Source organism: Chitinimonas arctica (assembly GCF_007431345.1).
GTDB lineage: Bacteria > Pseudomonadota > Gammaproteobacteria > Burkholderiales > Chitinimonadaceae > Chitinimonas > Chitinimonas arctica.
In genome coordinates this window covers 1378901-1397032 of record NZ_CP041730.1, presented here as the reverse complement: position 1 = coordinate 1397032, position 18132 = coordinate 1378901, and the positions used below count along the sequence as shown (strand labels likewise).

Here is an 18132-nt window from a genome sequence, read left to right as displayed (position 1 = left end):
GGTTTCCGGACGATCTTTTGTGAAGTCACCTGGGGGTGGGCACGTTGTTTGCCACCCCTTGCCTAGCCTGTGCCAAGAAGCGTGAAAGGAATGGCCCTCGCACCGCAATGAATTAGGCATTACATACTTGATGAAAGGAAATGCAATGACTTCTGATACCTCTAATGGGACGTCCAAGCGCGGTTTTGCATCGATGGACGAAAATAAGCAACGCGAAATTGCCAGCAAGGGCGGCCAGGCCGCCCATTCCAAAGGAACCGCCCACGAGTTCGATTCGGCCGAGGCGCGCGAGGCGGGCCGCAAGGGTGGTGCCGCGGTCAGCGCCAATCGTTCGCATATGGCGGATATCGGCCGTAAGGGCGGCCAGCGTCGCGGGGCCGCCAAGCAGAAGCTGGCCGATACCAAGTCAGCGAATGATAAGAGCGGCGCGATTCATGTCGACGATACCGCGAAACGCGGTCGACTGGATAAGCAAGGCCGTTCCGACAACTAAGGCCGCTGCCTGGCATTTTATTGTTGGGTCTGGATGAGTGAACGGCACGGTTTTGGGTGCCACGGGCAACTGCTTTGCCGGCATTCGGCAAACCGTACCTTGTTTAGAAAAACGCCAAATACCTGAATATTAATAGGTTGATAAGCCGGAAAGCGCTGTTCACGTCGTGATCTTGGTGGTACTTTTCGGCAAGTAGTTTTTACTCTATTGGGCATTAGACCCATTTTATTTCGCACCGGCGCAAAGCCCCTTGAGGGTGTCGGTGCGGTTCTCCTGCATCGCGGCTGCACTCGCCCAAGCGAGATGGCCGCGCCAATGGGGGGAGGAAAAGTCATGGCCGATATCCAGGCCGCAATGGTTCTGTACAAGTGGGTCTTGTGCAGGCTGAGCCGTGGTCGAGCGCCTGGCTTGCCTATTCTTGCGCTCGCCGGTCCCAGGTATGCGTGGGAGTCCAGCCGTTCTTTGCATCGGTTGCGATCACGCCTGCGCGTCGTTTATGCAACTTCCCCTCTTGCCCTGTTCCCGTCGTCCGCTTGTCTTGTAAGGTTTTTACGTTGGATTGCACATGCCGTCCTGGGCGGGAGGACGCCATGGCGTGGTCGTTTTGCAACGCTCGATAGATAAACAGCGCAAAAAAGCTGTGCAGTAAAAAACGGGGTACGTTCTGTCGCGCTTGGTAAGCCAGGCACGCAGCTAGCCGGCCGAGGATGGCCGGATAAACCAGTTGGGGGGAAGATGAAGAATTGGCAAAAGGACCTGCTGTCCGCACAAGAGGGGCTCAATTGCGAGCATGCCTTGTTCAAGCAGATCGAAATCGCGGCGGTCGCCTTGGGTTTCGAATATTGCGCCTACGGTTTGCGCGTGCCGCTGCCGTTGTCGAATCCCAAAATGATCATCCTGAACAACTATCCCGTGGCCTGGCAGCAGCGCTACCAGGAGCAGGGATATCTGCGGCGGGATGCGACGGTGCTGCATGGCCAGCATTCGCAGACCCCGATTATCTGGTCGGACCAGGTGTTCGCTTCGGTAGCCGAGATGTGGGACGAGGCACAGGCCTTTGGCTTGCGCCATGGATGGGCGCAGTCGAGCTGCACGGCCAATGGCGTGGGCGGCATGCTGACGCTGGCCCGCTCCAGCGGACCGATCACGGCGGAGGAGCTGCAGAGCAAGGAGTTGCGAATGCGCTGGCTGGTGCAGACCTCGCACAATGCGCTGACGCGTATTCTGGCGCCCAAGCTGGGGATCGAGGTCAAGGTACGCTTGACTCAGCGCGAGGTGGAGATACTGAAGTGGACAGCCGACGGGAAGACCGCCGGTGAGATATCGGCCATTTTGTCGCTATCGGAAAACACCGTGAATTTTCACATCAAGAACGCGGTGGCCAAGCTCGATGCGTCCAACAAGACCGCGGCGGTGGTGCGGGCCGCCATGATGGGCTTTCTCAACTGAGCAGCAAAGTCACTCCGTAAGCGGCGCAGGGCGCCGCTTTTTGTTTCCCACCACGGTCTCCCTACCTTTTTTGGTGGCGTTCCTAGCAGCTCATCGTTACCGAAATAAGTTCCAGCCATGTCCTTGGCCCACCAGAATTGGTAGTTACGTAAAAAGCCTGAGACCGATTCAATAGTGCCCCAAGACGCTCGTATAGAAGCGCTCTATTAGGAGGTAGTGGTGCAAATCGTAACCGGAAGACCTGACCATTTACCGTCAGGCTTGTTCATGGGACTCGCCCGTTACCGACATCGAGTCTTCGTGGAAAAGCTTGGTTGGCAGTTGCAGTGCCAAGACGGGCTGGAGTTCGATCAATTTGATCGGCCCGATACACTTTATATAGTCGCTCAAGATTTCGAAGGTCAAGTCGTCGGTGGTGCTCGTCTCCTTCCTACCACTCGTCCCTACCTGCTGGGTGAGATTTTTCCGCAATTGCTGGGGGATCTGCCCGTACCCAACTCGCCCGATATCTGGGAGTTGTCTCGTTTCGCGGCGGTGGATTTCAGCGCGGCGGCTTGCGCCGATGTCAGTCCGGCCAAGTTGCCGCTCGGGCAATTCTCTTCACCCAACGCCATAGAACTTTTACGCGCGACTTTGGAGCGGGCAGCCGGCAGCGGTGCCCGCCGCATCATCACGGTCTCGCCGTTGGGCGTCGAGCGGCTATTGCGCAAGGCCGGATTCAGCGCCGACCGGGCCGGCTCGCCGGTATTGGTGGACGGCAATCCCGTTATCGCCTGTTGGATAGATGTCCGGCCTCGCGCCCATTCCTGATTTGGCTACAACCTCGAAAGTGCCCCGATGACATCAAGCGAAATCCCCATCCAGCTGATGACTGGAGCCGACGACCTGCTTGCGGCTGATGATGTGATGGCCGGCTATCGTCGCCCGCATGGCCAGCAAGTGTCCGACTGCCATACCTTTTTGGATCTGCTGAAATACCGCGTCGAGAATGCCCCGCGCGAGATGGTCTACACCGTGCTCGGCGAAGATGCCGAACAGGAAGAGGTGCTGAGCTATTTCGAACTGGAAGTCCTGGTTACCCGCATCGCCCATTCGATCAAGAGCGTGCTGCGGGCCGACGATGAAGGCCAGGCGAAGGTGGTGCTGGTGTTGCCGCAGGGCAAGAATTTCGTGGCGGCCTTTTATGCCTGCCTGGCCGCCGGCGCCATCGCGGTGCCGACCTTTCCGCCGCGCAATCCCTTGCAGCGCGAGCGCCTCAAGCTGATTCTGCGCGATCTGGAGGACCCGATCGTCATTACCGATCTGGCCTGTCTTGCCACCATGCTGGAAGATCTCGACCAGGACCAGGCGCTGAAGGGCCTGCGCTGGCTCAGCATGGAAGACTGCCTGGGCGAGCGACCAGGGCGCTTCAGCGATTTCAGCGCGAATCCCGACGATATCGCCATGCTGCAATACACCTCCGGCTCGACCGGTAAGCCCAAGGGGGTGATCGTCAGCAACCGCAATCTGGTGGAAAACTCGCGCCTGATCGAATCCTGCTTCGGCCATCGCGCCGGGGTCAGCCGCTCGGTGATCTGGTTGCCGCCTTACCATGATATGGGCCTGGTGGGCGGCATCCTGCAGCCGGTCTGCGCCGGCTTTTCCACCATGCTGATGCCGACCAACCTGGTACTGCGCAGTCCGTTTCGCTGGCTGGAAGCGGTATCGCGCTTTCGGGGCACCAGCAGCGGCGGGCCGAATTTCGCCTTCGAACTGTGCGTCAATAATATTCGCGACCGCCAGTTGGAGCAGTTGGACCTCAGCAGCTGGAATATTGCCTTCTGCGGTGCCGAGCCGATCAATTACAACACGATGCAGCGCTTTGCCGAGCGTTTTGCCCGCGCAGGCTTCCGGCCGGAAGCGCTCTACCCTTGCTACGGCATGGCGGAAGCGACCTTGATGGTTTCCGGCAAGCCGCTGGATACCCATTTCAAATCGCTTAGCGTCAGCGCCCGCTTGCTGGGCCGCAACCAGCTCAGCGCCTTGCCCGAATCCGACCCGGAAAGCCGTTACCTGGTCAGCAGCGGCCGGCCGCACCGCTCCTTCGATGTACGGGTGGTCGATCCGCAGCTGGGGGTCGAATTGCAGGATGGCGAGATCGGCGAAATCTGGTTGAGCGCGCCCAGCGTCGCGCAGGGCTATTGGAATGACCCGGCCAAGACGCGGCACCAGTTCGGCCAGCAGATCGCCGGCCGGACCGGCCGCTATATGCGCAGCGGCGACCTGGGCTTTCTGGCCGACGGCGAGCTGTATGTCACGGGCCGGCTCAAGGAAGTCATCATTATCCGCGGGGTCAATTTCTACCCGCAGGATCTTGAATACGAGGCCGCCGTCGTCTGCACCGATTTCAAGCATTGCCGGGCGGTGGCGTTCGCGGTGGAAGAAGGCGAGCGCGAGCAGCTGATTCTGGCCATCGAAGCACGCCAGGCCGAGATGGATTTCGCCGCGCTGGTGGCGGTCATCAATCAGCGGCTGATCCAGAAGTTTGGCGTCAAGGCCGACAAGATCATTTTTGTCCCCCGCAAGACGGTCAAGCTGACCTCGTCCGGCAAGCTGCAACGCGTGGCGCTGAAGGGCGATTACCTCAATGGCTGCCTGAGCAGCTACTACAGCTGGAGCGAGGCCGGCAGCGATGCGGCCGGCACGCACGACCAGGCCGCCGAGCTGGCGCTCGCCCGGCTGGACCTGGCCAGCGAGGACGGTATCTGCCTATGGCTGCGGGCCATGGTCGCCAAGCTCAATCGCTGCAGCCTGGCGCATATCCACGCCGACGATCAATTTGCCGCGCTGGGGCTGGATTCGGTCGCGGCCTTGTACATCCTGTCCGCCCTGGAAACCGAGCACGGTGTGCTGGTGTCGCCGGAAGCGCTCTACCAATTCAATACCCCAGCCATGCTGGCGACCGAGATCTTCCGCCTGGGCGGGTTGCGTCCGATCTCGCCCGCCCAGCCGACGCGCGACCCGAGCGGCCCTGACGAGGCCATCGCATCCACCGTTCCAAGCCAGGACAACTATGCCATCCCTACATGATTTCTCCGGAAAGCTGCTGGGTTTTATCTCGCGCAGCTTTCTGGACGGCGATAAGCAGCTGACGGTGGAAACGCCGCTGATGGAGCTGAATATCCTCGATTCCGTCTCGGTGTTCGACATCGTCGATTTCATATCGACGGAGTACCGGATACGGATTCCCCTGGAGGAGATTCACCCGGCGAATTTTCACAGCGTGGTCAGGCTGGAGGAATTGATCTTTAGATTGGCTGACGGAGAGAGCGGAAAATGATACCCAACCAGTGGTACGCCGTAATACGTGGTCAGGATGTAAAGCGCGACAAGCCGGTCGGCATCATGCGGCTGGGCAAGAAGCTGGTGCTGTACCGCGACACCGAGGGGCAGGTCGCCTGCCTGCAGGATCGCTGTGCGCACAAGGGGGTCTTGCTCAGCAAGGGCAAGCAGCATGGCGACGCCATCGCCTGCCCTTACCACGGCTTCCAGTATGACCAGCAGGGCAAATGCGTGCACATGCCGGTACTGGGCAAGTGCGGCGTCATTCCCCGCACCATGCAGGTGCCGTCCTACAAGGTGCATGAACAGCATGGCCTGGTCTGGCTCTGGAATGGCGAGCCGCAGGACAGCTATCCCGAAGTGCCGATGTTCACCAACTTCTCCGAGTACAAGGGCTTCACCTCCCTGTACGGCTGGGATGCGCCCATCCATTACACCCGCTACGTCGAAAGCGTCTGCGAGGTGTACCACGTGCCTTTCGTGCACAAGGGCTCTTTCCTGAATATCTGGGACCCCAAGGGCGGCCGGGTGGACGAGTTCCGCTGTTCCATCGACGGCCATTTGATCACCAGCGATTTTATCCTGCGTCCCGATGATGATCGTTCGGCCCAGGAAACGCTGGAGGCCAAGTTCCCCTGGCAGCGCGGCTGGCGCATCGGCGTGGATGTGCTGATGCCCAACCTGGTGCAGATCCGCAATGACGTGTTCGATGTCTATCTGGTCGCCACGCCCATCGACGATGAGAACACCTGGGTCTGCTTCTGCTACCAGGAGCCGAAGAAGGACTTGCTGTTCCCCTTCTTCAAACCCTTGCCCATCCCACTCTGGCGCCGTCTGCGACCTTGGATGATGTGCCGCATGGAGCGCTTTATCCAGCAGGCGAAGGACCTGGAAGCCATCGAAGGCCAGTGGCCGCGTGCCTCCAGCCTGAAGGCCAATAACCTGATTCCGGTCGATAAGGTCAACGCCTACTACCTGCGCCTGCGCGACAAGCTGATCCGTGATGCAGCCGAGAATCGTCCGGCGCCGGCAGCGCCGACCATTCCGATCCAGCTGGTGCCGCAGGCCGCCGATTCGCCGCTGGAAACCAACTCTCTCTGAGCTTCGCTATTACCTACCGCGCCGCTGCCCGCATGGCCGGCGCGGCCAACGCACAAGGACTGCGCAATGAACGAACAAGCCATCGCCTCGCGATCGGACAAGGAAGAACTGATCCTCAGCGTCGTCAGGACGCACACCCGCTACGCCGCCGAGGATCTGGTCGCCACTGCCTTATTGCAGGAGGAGCTGGGTATCGATTCGATCATGATCGCCACCATCGGTGCGGATCTGAACAAGTTGTTCCAGGTGCCGCAGACCATCGGTATCCAGGGCGTGGAAACCTTGGCCATGCTGATCGAACGCTTCAGCCCCTATGCACTGCGTAGCGATGCCGCGCAAGTACTGGCACGGCTGCAGGCCGAGGAAGGGCAGGGCGAAATGCCGGTGGATGCCTATGCGATCGGGCGTGCCGTGGTGCTGGACGTGGTCCGGCAGCATACCCAGTACGCCCTGGCCGATCTGCCGCCGGAAGCGCTGTTGCAGGAAGAACTGGGTGTCGATTCCATCATGCTGGCCTATATCGTGGGCGATCTGAACAAGCTGTTCAGCCTGCCGGCTACCGTGGACGCGGAAGGTCTGGAGACACTGGGGTGCCTGATCGAGCGATTCAGCCGCCATCCTCTGCTGGATGGCGCGTCCGACCGCTTGTCCGTGGCCGAGGCGGCGGACGTCGTTGCGGACAAGGTGCCGGTAGCCGAGGAACAGGTCGATTTCGACAAGCTCACCATGCGCGATTTCGTCGGCGACAGCAGCCGCGATCTGTTTGCCAAAGTGGATCGCTTCGCTCCCTTCCTGCGTGACCGCACCGACAAGGGCCTGTTCTGGTACGGCATGCCCTTCCGCAGCGCCTGTACCAACCGGGCGGTGATCTTTGACGAATTCAGCGGCATGGAACGCGAGTTCCTGATGTTCGCATCCAATAACTACCTGGGACTGGCCAACGATCCGCGTGTGATCGAGGCCATCGTCGATGCCACCCAGCGCTATGGCGCGACCAATACCGGCTGTCGCCTGATCGGCGGCACCAATACCCTGCACCTGGAGCTGGAAGCCAAGCTGGCCGCATTCAAGGGGCGGGAGGCCTGCATCGTTTTCCCATCCGGCTACTCCGCCAATGTCGGCGTGATCTCGGCCTTGTTGGGCGGCAACGATACGGTGATCAGCGATGTGTACAACCATATGAGCATCCAGGACGGCTGCAAGCTGTCCGGTGCCGCGCGGCGCATCTACCAGCACAACGATATGGCCTCGCTGGAAACCGCCTTGCAAAAGGCCGATGCCCGCTCGGGTGGCAAGTTGATCGTGGCCGACGGTGTATTCAGCATGCATGGCGATATCGCCCGCTTGCCGCAGATGGTGGAACTTGCCCGGCAGTACGGCGCACGTTTGCTGATCGACGATGCCCACGCCACCGGCGTGCTGGGCAAGCGCGGTTCCGGTACGGCCGAGCATTTCGGCCTGTGCCATGAAGTGGACCTGGAGGTCGGCACCATGAGCAAGGCGCTGGCCGGCATGGGCGGCTTCGTGGTGGGCGACCGCGAGGTGATCGACTACCTGCGCTTCTACGCCAACTCCTATGTGTTCGCCGCCACCATCCCGGCCGGCGTGGCGGCCGGCTTGATCCGTTCGGTGGAGTTGATGGAGCAGGAGCCGGAACGGCTGGCCAAGCTGTGGGCGAATATCCGCTATCTGCGCAGTGCCTTGCAGGCAGCCGGTTTCAATACCGAGCACAGCGAAAGCGCGGTCATCCCCATCGTGATCGGCGATGAGCAGAAGACCATGGCCATGGGCCGCTCGGTGCGCCAGCGTGGCCTGTTCTGCCAGACCGTGGTGTTCCCGGGGGTAGCGGTGGGTGATGCCCGCCTGCGTATCAGCGTGCTGTCCACCCATACCCAGGAAGACCTGGACCAGGCCATCGCCATCTTTACCGAGTCGGCGCACGAAAACCAACTGCTGGCCAAGCACTAGAGAAACGCCTGACGGCCCGCGCGGCGGCGCGGGCTGGTATCGACTTCAATACCGGGCCATCGCCGGGCCCGACTCCTCGGGAAGATCGTAATGGAACAGAACCGTCATTTCGCACCGGCCGGCGCCGTGCACCAAGCCCTTGCGCACTATGCCCGTACCCGCCCGGAGGATGTGTTCCTGCTGGCGGAAGGGGGGGTCTCCTATGGACAGGCGGCGGCTTGGGTCGCTGCGCTGGCGGATGAGCAATTGGCGGGGATGGCGCAGCAACGGGTGGCGATCTGGATGAGCAAGGGCAATCGCTACGCCATGGCCATCCTGGCCAGCCTGTATGCGGGCGCCTGCTATGTACCGCTGGACGGTGGCCAACCGGTGCACCGGGCGGCGGGTATCGTCGAAGATGCCGAGGCGCGCGTGCTGATCGTCGATTCGGCCCACCTTGCCGAACTGCAGCTATTGGGCGTGCCCGATTGTGTCGAACGGCTGGTGCTGCTACTGGCCGAGGGCGAAGCCGCGCCCCAGCTGGACGATGCCAGGCTGCTGGTCTTGCACGACGCGTCCTTGTACGAGCGGGGCTTGAGCCTGGCTGCCGGCGAGCCGGTAGCGCCGGATTGCCTGGCTGCCATCCTCTATACCTCGGGATCGACGGGCAAGCCCAAGGGGGTGCAGCTCAGCCACCGCAATCTGGCTAATTTCATCAACTGGTGCGGGGAGGAGCTGGGGCTACGCCGGGAAGACCGCCTGCTCAATATCGCCAGCTTCAATTTCGATCTCAGCACCTTCGATCTATTCGGCAGCCTGCGTCACGGTGCGGCGGTCTATGTCAGCCATGAGCAAGAACAGCAAGCCATCAGCCGGCTGGCCGACATCCTGCGCTACCAGGACATTACCGTGCTCTATACCGTGCCCTCGCTGCTGGCGCTGATCAGCCGGGCCGGCATCTGGGATGCGGTCGCCCCGCTGCGTTTGCGCCATGTCATCTTTGCCGGCGAAGTGATGCCGATGCCGCAATTGCAGTCGCTGGCCCGCTACCTGCCGGCTACCTGCCAGCTGTACAACTTCTATGGGCCGACCGAGACCAATGTCTGTCTGTTTCACAAGGTGACGAAGGCCGACTTGCTCAGCGCTTCGCCCTTGCCCATCGGCAAACCCATCCGTGGCGCAGAAGTCTGGCTGCGCAACAAGGAGGGCGACCCCTTGGGCACCGACGATGGGCATATCGGCGAGATCTGGGTGGCGGGCGCCTGCGTGACGCCGGGCTACTGGCGCAGGCACGACCCGGCCAATGCCGAGAACCATCTGCTCAACCAGCATGCCACCGGCGATTATGGTTCCTATCGCAACGGCATCCTGGTGTACCACGGCCGGATCGACCGCATGCTCAAGCTGAATGGCTATCGGGTGGAGCTGGGCGAGATCGAGTCGGTGTTGGCGACCCATCCGGATATCGCCGAGGTGGCGGTGGTGGCCGAGCAGGGCCAAAGCGTGCGGCTGATGGTCTATCTGGCCACCCGCGATGCCGATGTCGCGATCGGTATCGCCGATCTCAAGACCTTCTGTGCCACCCGGCTGCCGAAGTACATGATTCCGCACGGCTTGTGCCGGTTGGAAGCGCTGCCCAAGAACGCCAACGGCAAGATCGATTACCGTGCCCTGGCCGACGCCGACAAGCTGGTGAGCGCCTGATGCCGCAAGCTTCCGTGACCCAGGCGAGCGTGGCCGTGGTGGGCATGGCCTGCCGGTATGGCGGCATTGAACACCCCGATGCCTTTTGGCAGCGGCTGCAAGCACCCGCACCGGCAACCGAAGCGCTACGGCGCATGGGGCCGGTCCAGGCCGGCTTGGCCCAATTCGGCATCCCGCCCATCTATCGCGATTCCATCAATACCATCCAGCTGCATCTGTTCGAAATGGCCCAGCAGGCCTTGGAGCAAGCCGGTCTGGCCGAGGGCGGTATCGACGCCGAATTCACCGACGTGATCTTTTGCACCGGCTTTGGTTTGAATCGCGGCTATGAGAATTTCGCCCGCATCCATGCACAGCAATTGGCGGTGGAGTTCGCCGCTGCCGCCGTGGCGGAAGGCGAAGCGGAAACGTTGGGGGGGCCGTCGGCGGGCGATCCGTCCGAGCGCCTGGCCGCGCAACTGAGGCAGGGACTGCAACGGGATTTCTCGGCCACTTCGCATGACAAGGTCGGTGAGATGGCCAGCTCCATCCCGGCCCGCATCGCAGCATTCTTCAAGTTGCGCGGTCAATCCATGGCGCTGGAATCGCTGGATGGGGCCGGTATCCAGGCGCTGCTGGCCGCATGCGAATCGCTGCGGCAGGGCAGGGCGCGGGCGGTGCTGTTGCTGGCTGCCCAGGGGGTGGAATCCGAATTGATGCTGGATGTGCTGTCCAGCCAGGGCATTGCCGTTCGCCAACAGGGGGCGACGTTTGCCGAGGATGGCTTGGGCGGCATAGGCGAAGGTGCTTGCGCCCTGGTATTGAAGGCTTGCCACGCGCCGGAGCCGCGTGCGCTGGCCTATCTGGACGGCCTCTACGCTTGCCAGCCCGGTGACGAAGCCGGCCTGGCGGCACAACGGACGGCGCTATGCGATCGCGACCTGGTCTACGTCGATATGCTGCGCAACTGCTGCGAGGCACGCTACGCCAATATGCTGGCCGCCACGGCCGCCGCCGTCTATCGCAGCGACCCGCTGCGCATGTGCTACTGGGGCGCGGCGCAGAACACCACCGGCTATACCTATGCCGCCAGCGTGTTGACCGGCTTGGTCAAGGCGCTGTTGGTGATGCGCCATCGCCAGGTTCCCCCTTCGCGCACGGCCGATGAGCCGGTGGCGCGGCGCTTCAACGATCTGCTCAATCTATTGCTGCCCAGCCAGGCCATCCCGCTGGGCGAGGGCCGGATCGCCACCCTGGTAGCCGGCGAGGATCTGCGCGGCAGCGCCTTCGGTGTGCGCTTGAGCAGCGAGTTTCCGGGCGCGGTCGAAGCCGCACCCGCCGTGGATCGGGCGGACATCGCCGTGTTGGGCATGGGAGCTTGTTTCGGCCAGGCGGCGGGTTTGGACGAGTACTGGGACTATCTGGTCGGTCCGGCCGACAGCTTCAGCGCACTGGAAGGGCCACGCTTCCTGCCGCAGGTGTATCGCCACGACGATCCGGCGGAGCCGGGCAGCTATTACATCGGCCGCGCCTCGGCACTGCCCTTGGGATGGCTGGAGCGGGTGCAGGCCGACCTGGCCGGCCAGGGCTACGGCGCGCCCCAGTTGGCGGCCAGCACCGCCGCGCAAGAGGCGGCCCAAGGCCTGGCGGGACGATTGCTAGGTGGGCGGGTATTGGCCGTGACGGCCTCCAATCTGACCTTGGCGGCCGAAAAGCTGGCCGCCTGCAAATACTTCCGCCTGCAAGTGGAAGACAGCCTGCGCAAGACCGCGGTGATGCAAGGCCTGTCCGATGCGGCCATCCGCGCCGGCCTGGTCGCGGTCGCCTGCCGCCTGGCCCAGCAAGCCGCCCATATCCCTGCCTTGGAGCAATTGGCGGCCAGCGGTATCAGCCGCCTGGTGGCGGAACAATTTGGCCTGCAAGCGCAATGCGTGGCGGTCGAGGCGGCCTGTGCCGGTTCGCTGGCGGCCATCGACCTGGCGGTCAATAGCCTGCGGGCCGGCCGCTGCGATCTGGCCCTGGTCAGCGGGGTGGAATTGCCGGTCAATATCAATGACCTCTGCCTCTGTTCCTCGCAGCGCATGCTGGCGCCCGACCTGATCGCCACCTTCAGCAGCGAGGCCAACGGCTTCACCCCCGGCGACGGCGCCGCCACCCTGGTATTGAGCCGCCGTCCGCTCAGTGCCGGCGACGGCCCGCCGGTGCGGGCGCTGATTACGGCCCTGGCCGGCTGCACCGACAGCAAATCGATGATCGCGCCCAATAGCGAAGGCCAGATCAAAGCCATGCAGCGGGCGCTCGACCAAGTGGCTTATGACGGCGACCACATCGACTTTATCGAAACCCATGGCACCGGTACCCGCATCGGCGACCAGGTCGAGATCGCGTCATTGGCGCGGGTCTACCGGCCCCTGCCGGACCGTAGCCGTCCGCTCGGCGCGCTGAAGACCCGTTTCGGCCACTGTTTCGCGGCAGCCGGCATGGCCAGCGTCATCAAAGTGGTGCTGGCCATGGAACGCGGCTGGCTGCCGGCCAACCGCCTGCGGCCGCCCATCAATCCGCACTTGCAGCTGGCGGAGCTCGGCTTCGATCCGCTTGCCGACGCGCAAGCCTGGCCCGAGCCGGTGGCCGGCCCTCGGCGGGCGGCGGTCAATGCCTTTGGCACCGGCGGTATCAATTTCCACTTGCTGCTGGAGTCTTCTCCCAGCGCGGCAACGCCCAAGGAGCCTCTGGACGAGTCACTGTTCGAGCGTCAGCGAGGCTCCCTCGCGGCGGCGAGGGCGGGGGGAGTGGAATGAAAAAGCGAAGGAAACGTTGATATTTCACGGCTGGTTAACACCCGGGTTTCCCTGGTGCTGAACTGAGCTTTCAGGCTTCACAAATTTTTGAGTCTTCCCATCGAGTGAGCCATGGATTTTTCACTGAACGATCAGCAAACCGCCATCCAGCGGGAAATCGGCGAACTCGCCGCGCAATTGGCCGACCCGCAGCTGCAGCAGCGTGACTTGGCGGGCGAGTTTTCGCGGCCGCTCTGGCAGGTACTGCACCGGCATCGCTTCGATACCCTGTTTATCGAGCGCGAGCGGGGCGGGCGCGGCTATGGTGCCTTCGATGCTTCCCTGGCCTTGGAGGCATTGGGTCGGCATTGCCAGGACAGCGGACTGATTTTCGGCCTGGCCGCCCATCTGTGCGCCTGCCTGCAACCCTTGCTCAAACACGGCAGCCCTGCCCAGCTGGACCGCTGGCTGCCGCGCATCCAGCAGGGACTGATCGGCGCCCATGCCATCACCGAACCGGAAGCCGGCTCGGATGTGTTCGCCATGCAGACCCGGGCGGTACGCGAGGGTGCGGGCTACGTGATCAACGGCAGCAAGTGCTACATCACCAATGCCCCGGTGGCGGATTTCCTGCTGGTGCATGCCCGCACCGGCCCGGGTCACCGCTACTTCGATTTCAGCACCTTCATCCTCGCCGCCAATACTCCCGGCGTCAGCATCAGCCCGGTTCCGCACGAAAAACTGGGACTGCGCACCGCCGCGATGGGCGATATCCGCTTCGAACATGTGTGGGTTCCGGAACAGGACCGTATCGGCGCCGAGGGCAGCGGCGGACCGATCTTCCAGGTTTCGATGGATTGGGAGCGTACCTGCCTGTTCGCCCTCTACCTGGGCGTGATGCAGCGCCAGCTGGCGCTGTGCGTGGCACGGAGCGAATCGCGCCATCAGTTCGGCCAGGCCATCGCCGGCTACCAGGCGGTCAGCCACAAGCTCGTCGATATGTCCCTGCGGCTGGAATCGGCGCGGCTGGCCCTCTACAAGTCGGCTTGGCAGCTGGACCAGGGCAAGCCCGACAACGGTGCGGCCGCGATGGCCAAGCTGCTGGTATCGGACGCCTGCGTGCAGAACAGCCTGGCCGCCGTCCAGATCCATGCCGCGCAAGGCATTCTCAGCGGCGAGATCGAGCGGCAGCTGCGCAACGCCATGCCTGCCCAGGTGTTTTCCGGTACCAGCGAGGTGCTGAAGAACAACCTGGCCCGCCAGCTGCGGCTGGCGGCGGCCTATCGGCAGGACAAAGACGAATAAACAAAACGATACGCGGCACGCACTGACGCCGCGCCCCAAGCTTGATGAGGAAGAAAAGATGGAAAAGCTGGTCGGTCAAAGTGTGATGGGTAAGGAAGCGTTGTTGCAGGCCGCCGGCTTGCTGGTGGATTTCAGCCGGGCCGAGGGCGACCTGCTCTATATGGAGGACGGCGACGAGGGCGAAGGCACCACGCCGGTGCTGGATCTGGTGGGGGGCTTCGGTTCCACCTTGCTGGGGCATAACAACAGCGAAATCCGCCAGGTGTTGGAGCAGTGCGTGGCGGCCGGCCGGCCCATCCACGTGCAGGGTTCGCGGCGCGGCCAGACCGCCATGCTGCGCGATACCTTGGCGCACAGCCTGAAACAGCATGGCGGGCGCGACTATCGGATTGTCGTGCTCAATACCGGCACCGAGGCGGTGGAAGCGGCGCTCAAGCATGCCCAGTACGAATACAGCCGCCGCCTGCAGGCGATGGCAGAGGCGGCGACGGCCACCGTGCGGACCTTGCAGATCAAGCTGGAGCGGGGCGAGCTGGAAATCGACGACGACTTTCTGCAGCAATGCGAACGCGTGCTCAAGCAAGAGCCGCTGGAAGATCTGGATGCCCTGCTGACCGCGTTGGCGCATCGCAACCAGCAGGCTTTCAACCGCAACGACTTCGTGGCCGCCTTCAAGGGCGCTTTCCACGGCAAGACCCGTGGCTCGCTGGCGTTGACCTGGAACCGCGACGCCCGGTTGCCGTTTATCCGCAATAACGCCGACGCGGTATTCATAGACGACTGTGCCGCTTTCGAAGCCTTGCTGCAGGACCGGCGCCAGTGCTACCACCAATTCGCCTTCGCCCCGCTGCGCTTGGAGACCAAGTACTTCAACACCATGTCGGCGCTGATCTACGAACCCATCCAGGGCGAGGGCGGCATCATCGAATTGAGTCCCGAACGGCGTGCCCTGCTGCTGCGCGTCAAGGCCGAGCATCCCGAAGTGGCCATCATCGCCGACGAGATCCAATGCGGCCTGGGCCGCTCCGGCAGCTTCGTGGAAAGCCAGGCGCAAGGTCTGCCGAACGATTACCTGACCTTCTCGAAATCGCTGGGCGGGGGCTACGCCAAGATATCGGCCCTGGCCATTGCCGCCGATCGCTACCGCAATGAATTCAGCATGCTGCACAGCTCGACCTTTGCCGAGGACGACTTGTCGGCCACCGTGGCCAAGCGCACGCTGGAGATCATCGAACGCGATGGCCTGCCGGCCCGCTGCGCCCAACTGGGTAACGCCTTGCTCGAGATGCTGCGGGCCTTGCAGCGCAAATGGCCCGGGGTGATCAAGGATGTGCGCGGCAAGGGCGCCATGCTGGGTGTCGAGTTGCACGAGCTGGCCGACCATCCGTCCGCCGTGCTGGCCAGCCTGGCCCAGGACGGCATGCTGAGCATGATATGCGCCGGTTATCTGCTGCACCGCCGGCAGATCCGCGTCCTGCCCTCATTGGGCAAGCGAGGCGTGTTGCGCCTGGAGCCATCGGCCTATTTCCGGCCGGAGTACATTCAGCAAGTGCACGACGGCCTCGATGCCCTTTGCCGGGAGCTGGCCGGCGAGGATGTATCCGGCCTGCTGGCCTATTTGATCGAACCGGGCAAGTCCGGCAGCCAGCCCCTGCCGGCAGCCGCGCCGCTGGCCCATCCACGGCGCGAGCCGGATGGCGGCGAAGCGATGGAAAAGGTCGGATTTATCGCCCATCTGATCGATAGCGCCAGCTTGGTGGAATGGGACCCTTCCCTGGCCGCCTTCGACGAGGAGCAGCTGGGCCGCCTGCGCGAGCAGATCCAGGCAGCGCTGGAGCCGCAGCGCATCGTCCGCCGTCAGGTACGCTCGCCCTTGGGCAAGCAGGTGGAGATCGTGCTGTACGGCATCCTGATGGATGCCGAAACGATCGAGGACGATATCCGCTTCAACAAGTCCGACAGCATCCGCAAGCAAGTACTGAGCGCTTATGAGCTGGCTCGCCAGGATGGCTGTTCCATGGTCGGTTTCGGCGGCTACACCTCCATCGTCACGGCCAACTGCAGCGAGTTCGACCATCAGTTCCCGGCCGTCACCTCCGGCAATGCGCTGACCGTGGCCACCAGCCTGGCTACCCTGCGCCACACCGCCCAGGCGCATGGCCTCGACCTGGCCGAGGCGCATGTGGCGGTGGTGGGCGCTACCGGCAATATCGGCATGGTGCATGCCGCCCTGGTCGCCCATGAATGCGCTCGCCTCAGCCTGGTGGGCCGGACGGGCGCCGCCTCGCGCCTGGCGGCGGTCGCCGAATATGTCCTGCTCGACCTGAGCGAACACGCCGATGGCGAAGCGACCCATGGCGGCCCTTTCAAGCAACGCTTCGTGCAGCACTATCAACGGGCCTTGCGCGATGGTGCCGATGCGGTCCAGGCCCGTGCCTCCGCATTCGATTGCCTGATGGCGGAGGGACGGCTGGTGTGCAGCGAGGAGACGAGCGCCTGCCGGCAGGCCGATATCGTCGTCAGTGCTTCCAACAGCAGCAAACCCTTCCTGGATGCCAGCCATTTCGCCGACCACAAGCCGGTGCTGATCAGCGATATCGCCATTCCCGGCGATGTAGTGCGCGACCTGCCCAGCCAGGCCAACGGTCTGCGGCTGATTCGCGGCGGGGTGGTGGGTTTGCCGCACAATCCCGAGTTCGACCTGCCCGGCATCCAGCTCGGCCGTGGCCAGGTCTACGCCTGCGCCGGTGAAACGCTGCTGCTGGGGCTGGCCGGGATCAAGTCGGACTTCAGCAAGGGCGCGGTCACTACCCGCCAGGTGCGCGAGATCGAAGCCCTGGCGCGTATGCACGGCTTTGAACTGCATAAGGAAAAACTGGTGAGCGTGTTTTGAGCCGGTCCGACGCCATGACCCTTAGCGACAAGATCCGCCATGCCGCCAATCTGGCACGGCTGGCGCCGTCTTCGCATAACTGCCAGCCCTGGCTGGTACGGGTGTTCTCGCCGGAGTTCTACTACGCCAACCTGGATCTGGCGGCCGGTTCGCGCCACCCGCTCAGGCAGGTACTGGTGCTGGGGCTGGACCGTGCCCGCTGCCTATCCGCCTTGCCCAGCTTGCAGCGGGAAATGCGGATGAGCATCGGTGCCTTTGCCACCCTGTTCCACAACTTCCTGCGCTTGCAGGGGCTGGCGGTCGAAGCGCGCCTGGTGCCGGAATTCGGTTGCGCCTTGACCGATCTGGGCGCACAGCGGCTGGACGGTTGCGAACCGCTGCTGGTGCTGCTGGTGGGGGAGGAGCAAGGCGACGCCCAGCCGGTGACGCTGGCCAGGTTGCAGAAAACGGTCGAGGCACGCCGCACCCTGCGTACGCCCTATATGCGGCCGCAGCGCGGCACGCCTGCGTTGCATCCGGAAGCGGCGCTGCCGTATCGCCTGCAGGCCAGCGCCTTGCTGCATTGGCGGCATTGCGACAATGAAGCGGATATCGAGCGGCTGGCCCGTTTTGTCGGGCAGTACGCCGAACGTGATTTCAGCGATGCCCGCGCCTGGGCCGAGACCTACCGCTTTATCGACTTCTCCGCCCGCAGCGGCAGCATCGAGGGCGACGGCTTCAATATCCAGCAACTGACCGGCCCGCTGCCGCGCTGGAAGCGTTGGCTGTATCGCTGCGCGCTGGCCCCGGCGCTGGTGCCGCTCAGCGCTCGCTGCGGCTTTACCGGCCGCATTGCCAGCCAATTGGGCGAGTTGGTCGGCCGCAGCGCATCGCTGTGCTACCTCAGCTATTCCGGCGATGCCGGCGCGGCCGCCCAGCAGCAGGTCCTGGCCGGCGAAGCGATGCTGGCCCACTGGCTGGCGGCGACCGAGCAAGGCTTGGCGCTGCACCCGGTCAGCGTGGTGCTGCAGCACGGCGAGATACGCGAACGGCTGGAATGCCTGCTGGCCGAGCCGAACGAAGTCTGGTTCTTCGCTCGCCTGGGGCAGCCGATCGCGCCGCCGGCCATGCAGTTCCGCTATCGGCGCACGGTCGAGCCGCTCCTATGTTGAATCCCTCCATTT

General features: G+C 63.3%; 12 protein-coding genes. All 12 read left to right on the top strand.

The annotated features are described in order from the left end of the window. Nucleotides 1-145 precede the first annotated feature (145 nt). The gene (locus FNU76_RS06165) at nt 146-493 is read left to right on the top strand and encodes a KGG domain-containing protein (protein ID WP_143856896.1); all 348 of its coding nucleotides are present in this window, start codon (nt 146-148) and stop codon (nt 491-493) included. Between the two features lie 735 nt (nt 494-1228). Then, nucleotides 1229-1942 (top strand): autoinducer binding domain-containing protein, encoded by a 714-nt coding sequence (locus FNU76_RS06160; protein WP_143856895.1) that lies wholly within the window; start codon nt 1229-1231, stop codon nt 1940-1942. A 267-nt stretch (nt 1943-2209) separates the two neighbouring features. After that, nucleotides 2210-2752, top strand: coding sequence for an acyl-homoserine-lactone synthase (locus tag FNU76_RS06155; RefSeq protein WP_179958373.1), 543 nt, complete (start codon nt 2210-2212; stop codon nt 2750-2752). A 27-nt stretch (nt 2753-2779) separates the two neighbouring features. Further along, nucleotides 2780-5011 (top strand): AMP-binding protein, encoded by a 2232-nt coding sequence (locus tag FNU76_RS06150; protein ID WP_143856893.1) that lies wholly within the window; start codon nt 2780-2782, stop codon nt 5009-5011. Continuing rightward, the gene (locus FNU76_RS06145; RefSeq protein WP_143856892.1) at nt 4995-5261 is read left to right on the top strand and encodes an acyl carrier protein; all 267 of its coding nucleotides are present in this window, start codon (nt 4995-4997) and stop codon (nt 5259-5261) included. Before FNU76_RS06150 ends, FNU76_RS06145 begins: the two co-directional genes overlap by 17 nt. Then, a complete protein-coding gene (locus tag FNU76_RS06140; protein ID WP_143856891.1) occupies nt 5258-6364 on the top strand; it encodes a Rieske 2Fe-2S domain-containing protein in 1107 nt (368 codons plus the stop codon). The genes FNU76_RS06145 and FNU76_RS06140 overlap by 4 nt, the downstream gene beginning before the upstream one ends. A gap of 66 nt (nt 6365-6430) precedes the next feature. Next, complete coding sequence (locus FNU76_RS06135) at nt 6431-8332, top strand: aminotransferase class I/II-fold pyridoxal phosphate-dependent enzyme (RefSeq protein ID WP_143856890.1); 1902 nt, start codon at nt 6431-6433, stop codon at nt 8330-8332. Nucleotides 8333-8422: 90 nt separating this feature from the next. Beyond that, nucleotides 8423-10015, top strand: coding sequence for an AMP-binding protein (locus FNU76_RS06130; protein ID WP_143856889.1), 1593 nt, complete (start codon nt 8423-8425; stop codon nt 10013-10015). Continuing rightward, a complete protein-coding gene (locus FNU76_RS06125) occupies nt 10015-12792 on the top strand; it encodes a polyketide synthase (protein WP_143856888.1) in 2778 nt (925 codons plus the stop codon). Before FNU76_RS06130 ends, FNU76_RS06125 begins: the two co-directional genes overlap by 1 nt. A 111-nt stretch (nt 12793-12903) precedes the next feature. Beyond that, nucleotides 12904-14076, top strand: coding sequence for an acyl-CoA dehydrogenase family protein (locus tag FNU76_RS06120; protein ID WP_143856887.1), 1173 nt, complete (start codon nt 12904-12906; stop codon nt 14074-14076). A 58-nt stretch (nt 14077-14134) separates the two neighbouring features. Continuing rightward, nucleotides 14135-16969 carry an aminotransferase class III-fold pyridoxal phosphate-dependent enzyme gene (locus tag FNU76_RS06115; protein WP_143856886.1) on the top strand — a complete coding sequence of 945 codons (2835 nt, stop codon included), beginning with the start codon at nt 14135-14137 and terminating at the stop codon, nt 16967-16969. After that, the gene (locus FNU76_RS06110) at nt 16966-18120 is read left to right on the top strand and encodes a nitroreductase family protein (protein WP_143856885.1); all 1155 of its coding nucleotides are present in this window, start codon (nt 16966-16968) and stop codon (nt 18118-18120) included. The genes FNU76_RS06115 and FNU76_RS06110 overlap by 4 nt, the downstream gene beginning before the upstream one ends. Nucleotides 18121-18132: the final 12 nt, after the last annotated feature.

Excerpts from the sequence above, each read along its gene's own strand:
- FNU76_RS06165 (WP_143856896.1), top strand. The coding sequence starts at position 146 with ATGACTTCTGATACCTCTAATGGGACGTCCAAGCGCGGTTTTGCATCG.
- FNU76_RS06160 (WP_143856895.1), top strand. The coding sequence starts at position 1,229 with ATGAAGAATTGGCAAAAGGACCTGCTGTCCGCACAAGAGGGGCTCAAT.
- FNU76_RS06155 (WP_179958373.1), top strand. The coding sequence starts at position 2,210 with ATGGGACTCGCCCGTTACCGACATCGAGTCTTCGTGGAAAAGCTTGGT.
- FNU76_RS06150 (WP_143856893.1), top strand. The coding sequence starts at position 2,780 with ATGACATCAAGCGAAATCCCCATCCAGCTGATGACTGGAGCCGACGAC.
- FNU76_RS06145 (WP_143856892.1), top strand. The coding sequence starts at position 4,995 with ATGCCATCCCTACATGATTTCTCCGGAAAGCTGCTGGGTTTTATCTCG.
- FNU76_RS06140 (WP_143856891.1), top strand. The coding sequence starts at position 5,258 with ATGATACCCAACCAGTGGTACGCCGTAATACGTGGTCAGGATGTAAAG.
- FNU76_RS06135 (WP_143856890.1), top strand. The coding sequence starts at position 6,431 with ATGAACGAACAAGCCATCGCCTCGCGATCGGACAAGGAAGAACTGATC.
- FNU76_RS06130 (WP_143856889.1), top strand. The coding sequence starts at position 8,423 with ATGGAACAGAACCGTCATTTCGCACCGGCCGGCGCCGTGCACCAAGCC.
- FNU76_RS06125 (WP_143856888.1), top strand. The coding sequence starts at position 10,015 with ATGCCGCAAGCTTCCGTGACCCAGGCGAGCGTGGCCGTGGTGGGCATG.
- FNU76_RS06120 (WP_143856887.1), top strand. The coding sequence starts at position 12,904 with ATGGATTTTTCACTGAACGATCAGCAAACCGCCATCCAGCGGGAAATC.
- FNU76_RS06115 (WP_143856886.1), top strand. The coding sequence starts at position 14,135 with ATGGAAAAGCTGGTCGGTCAAAGTGTGATGGGTAAGGAAGCGTTGTTG.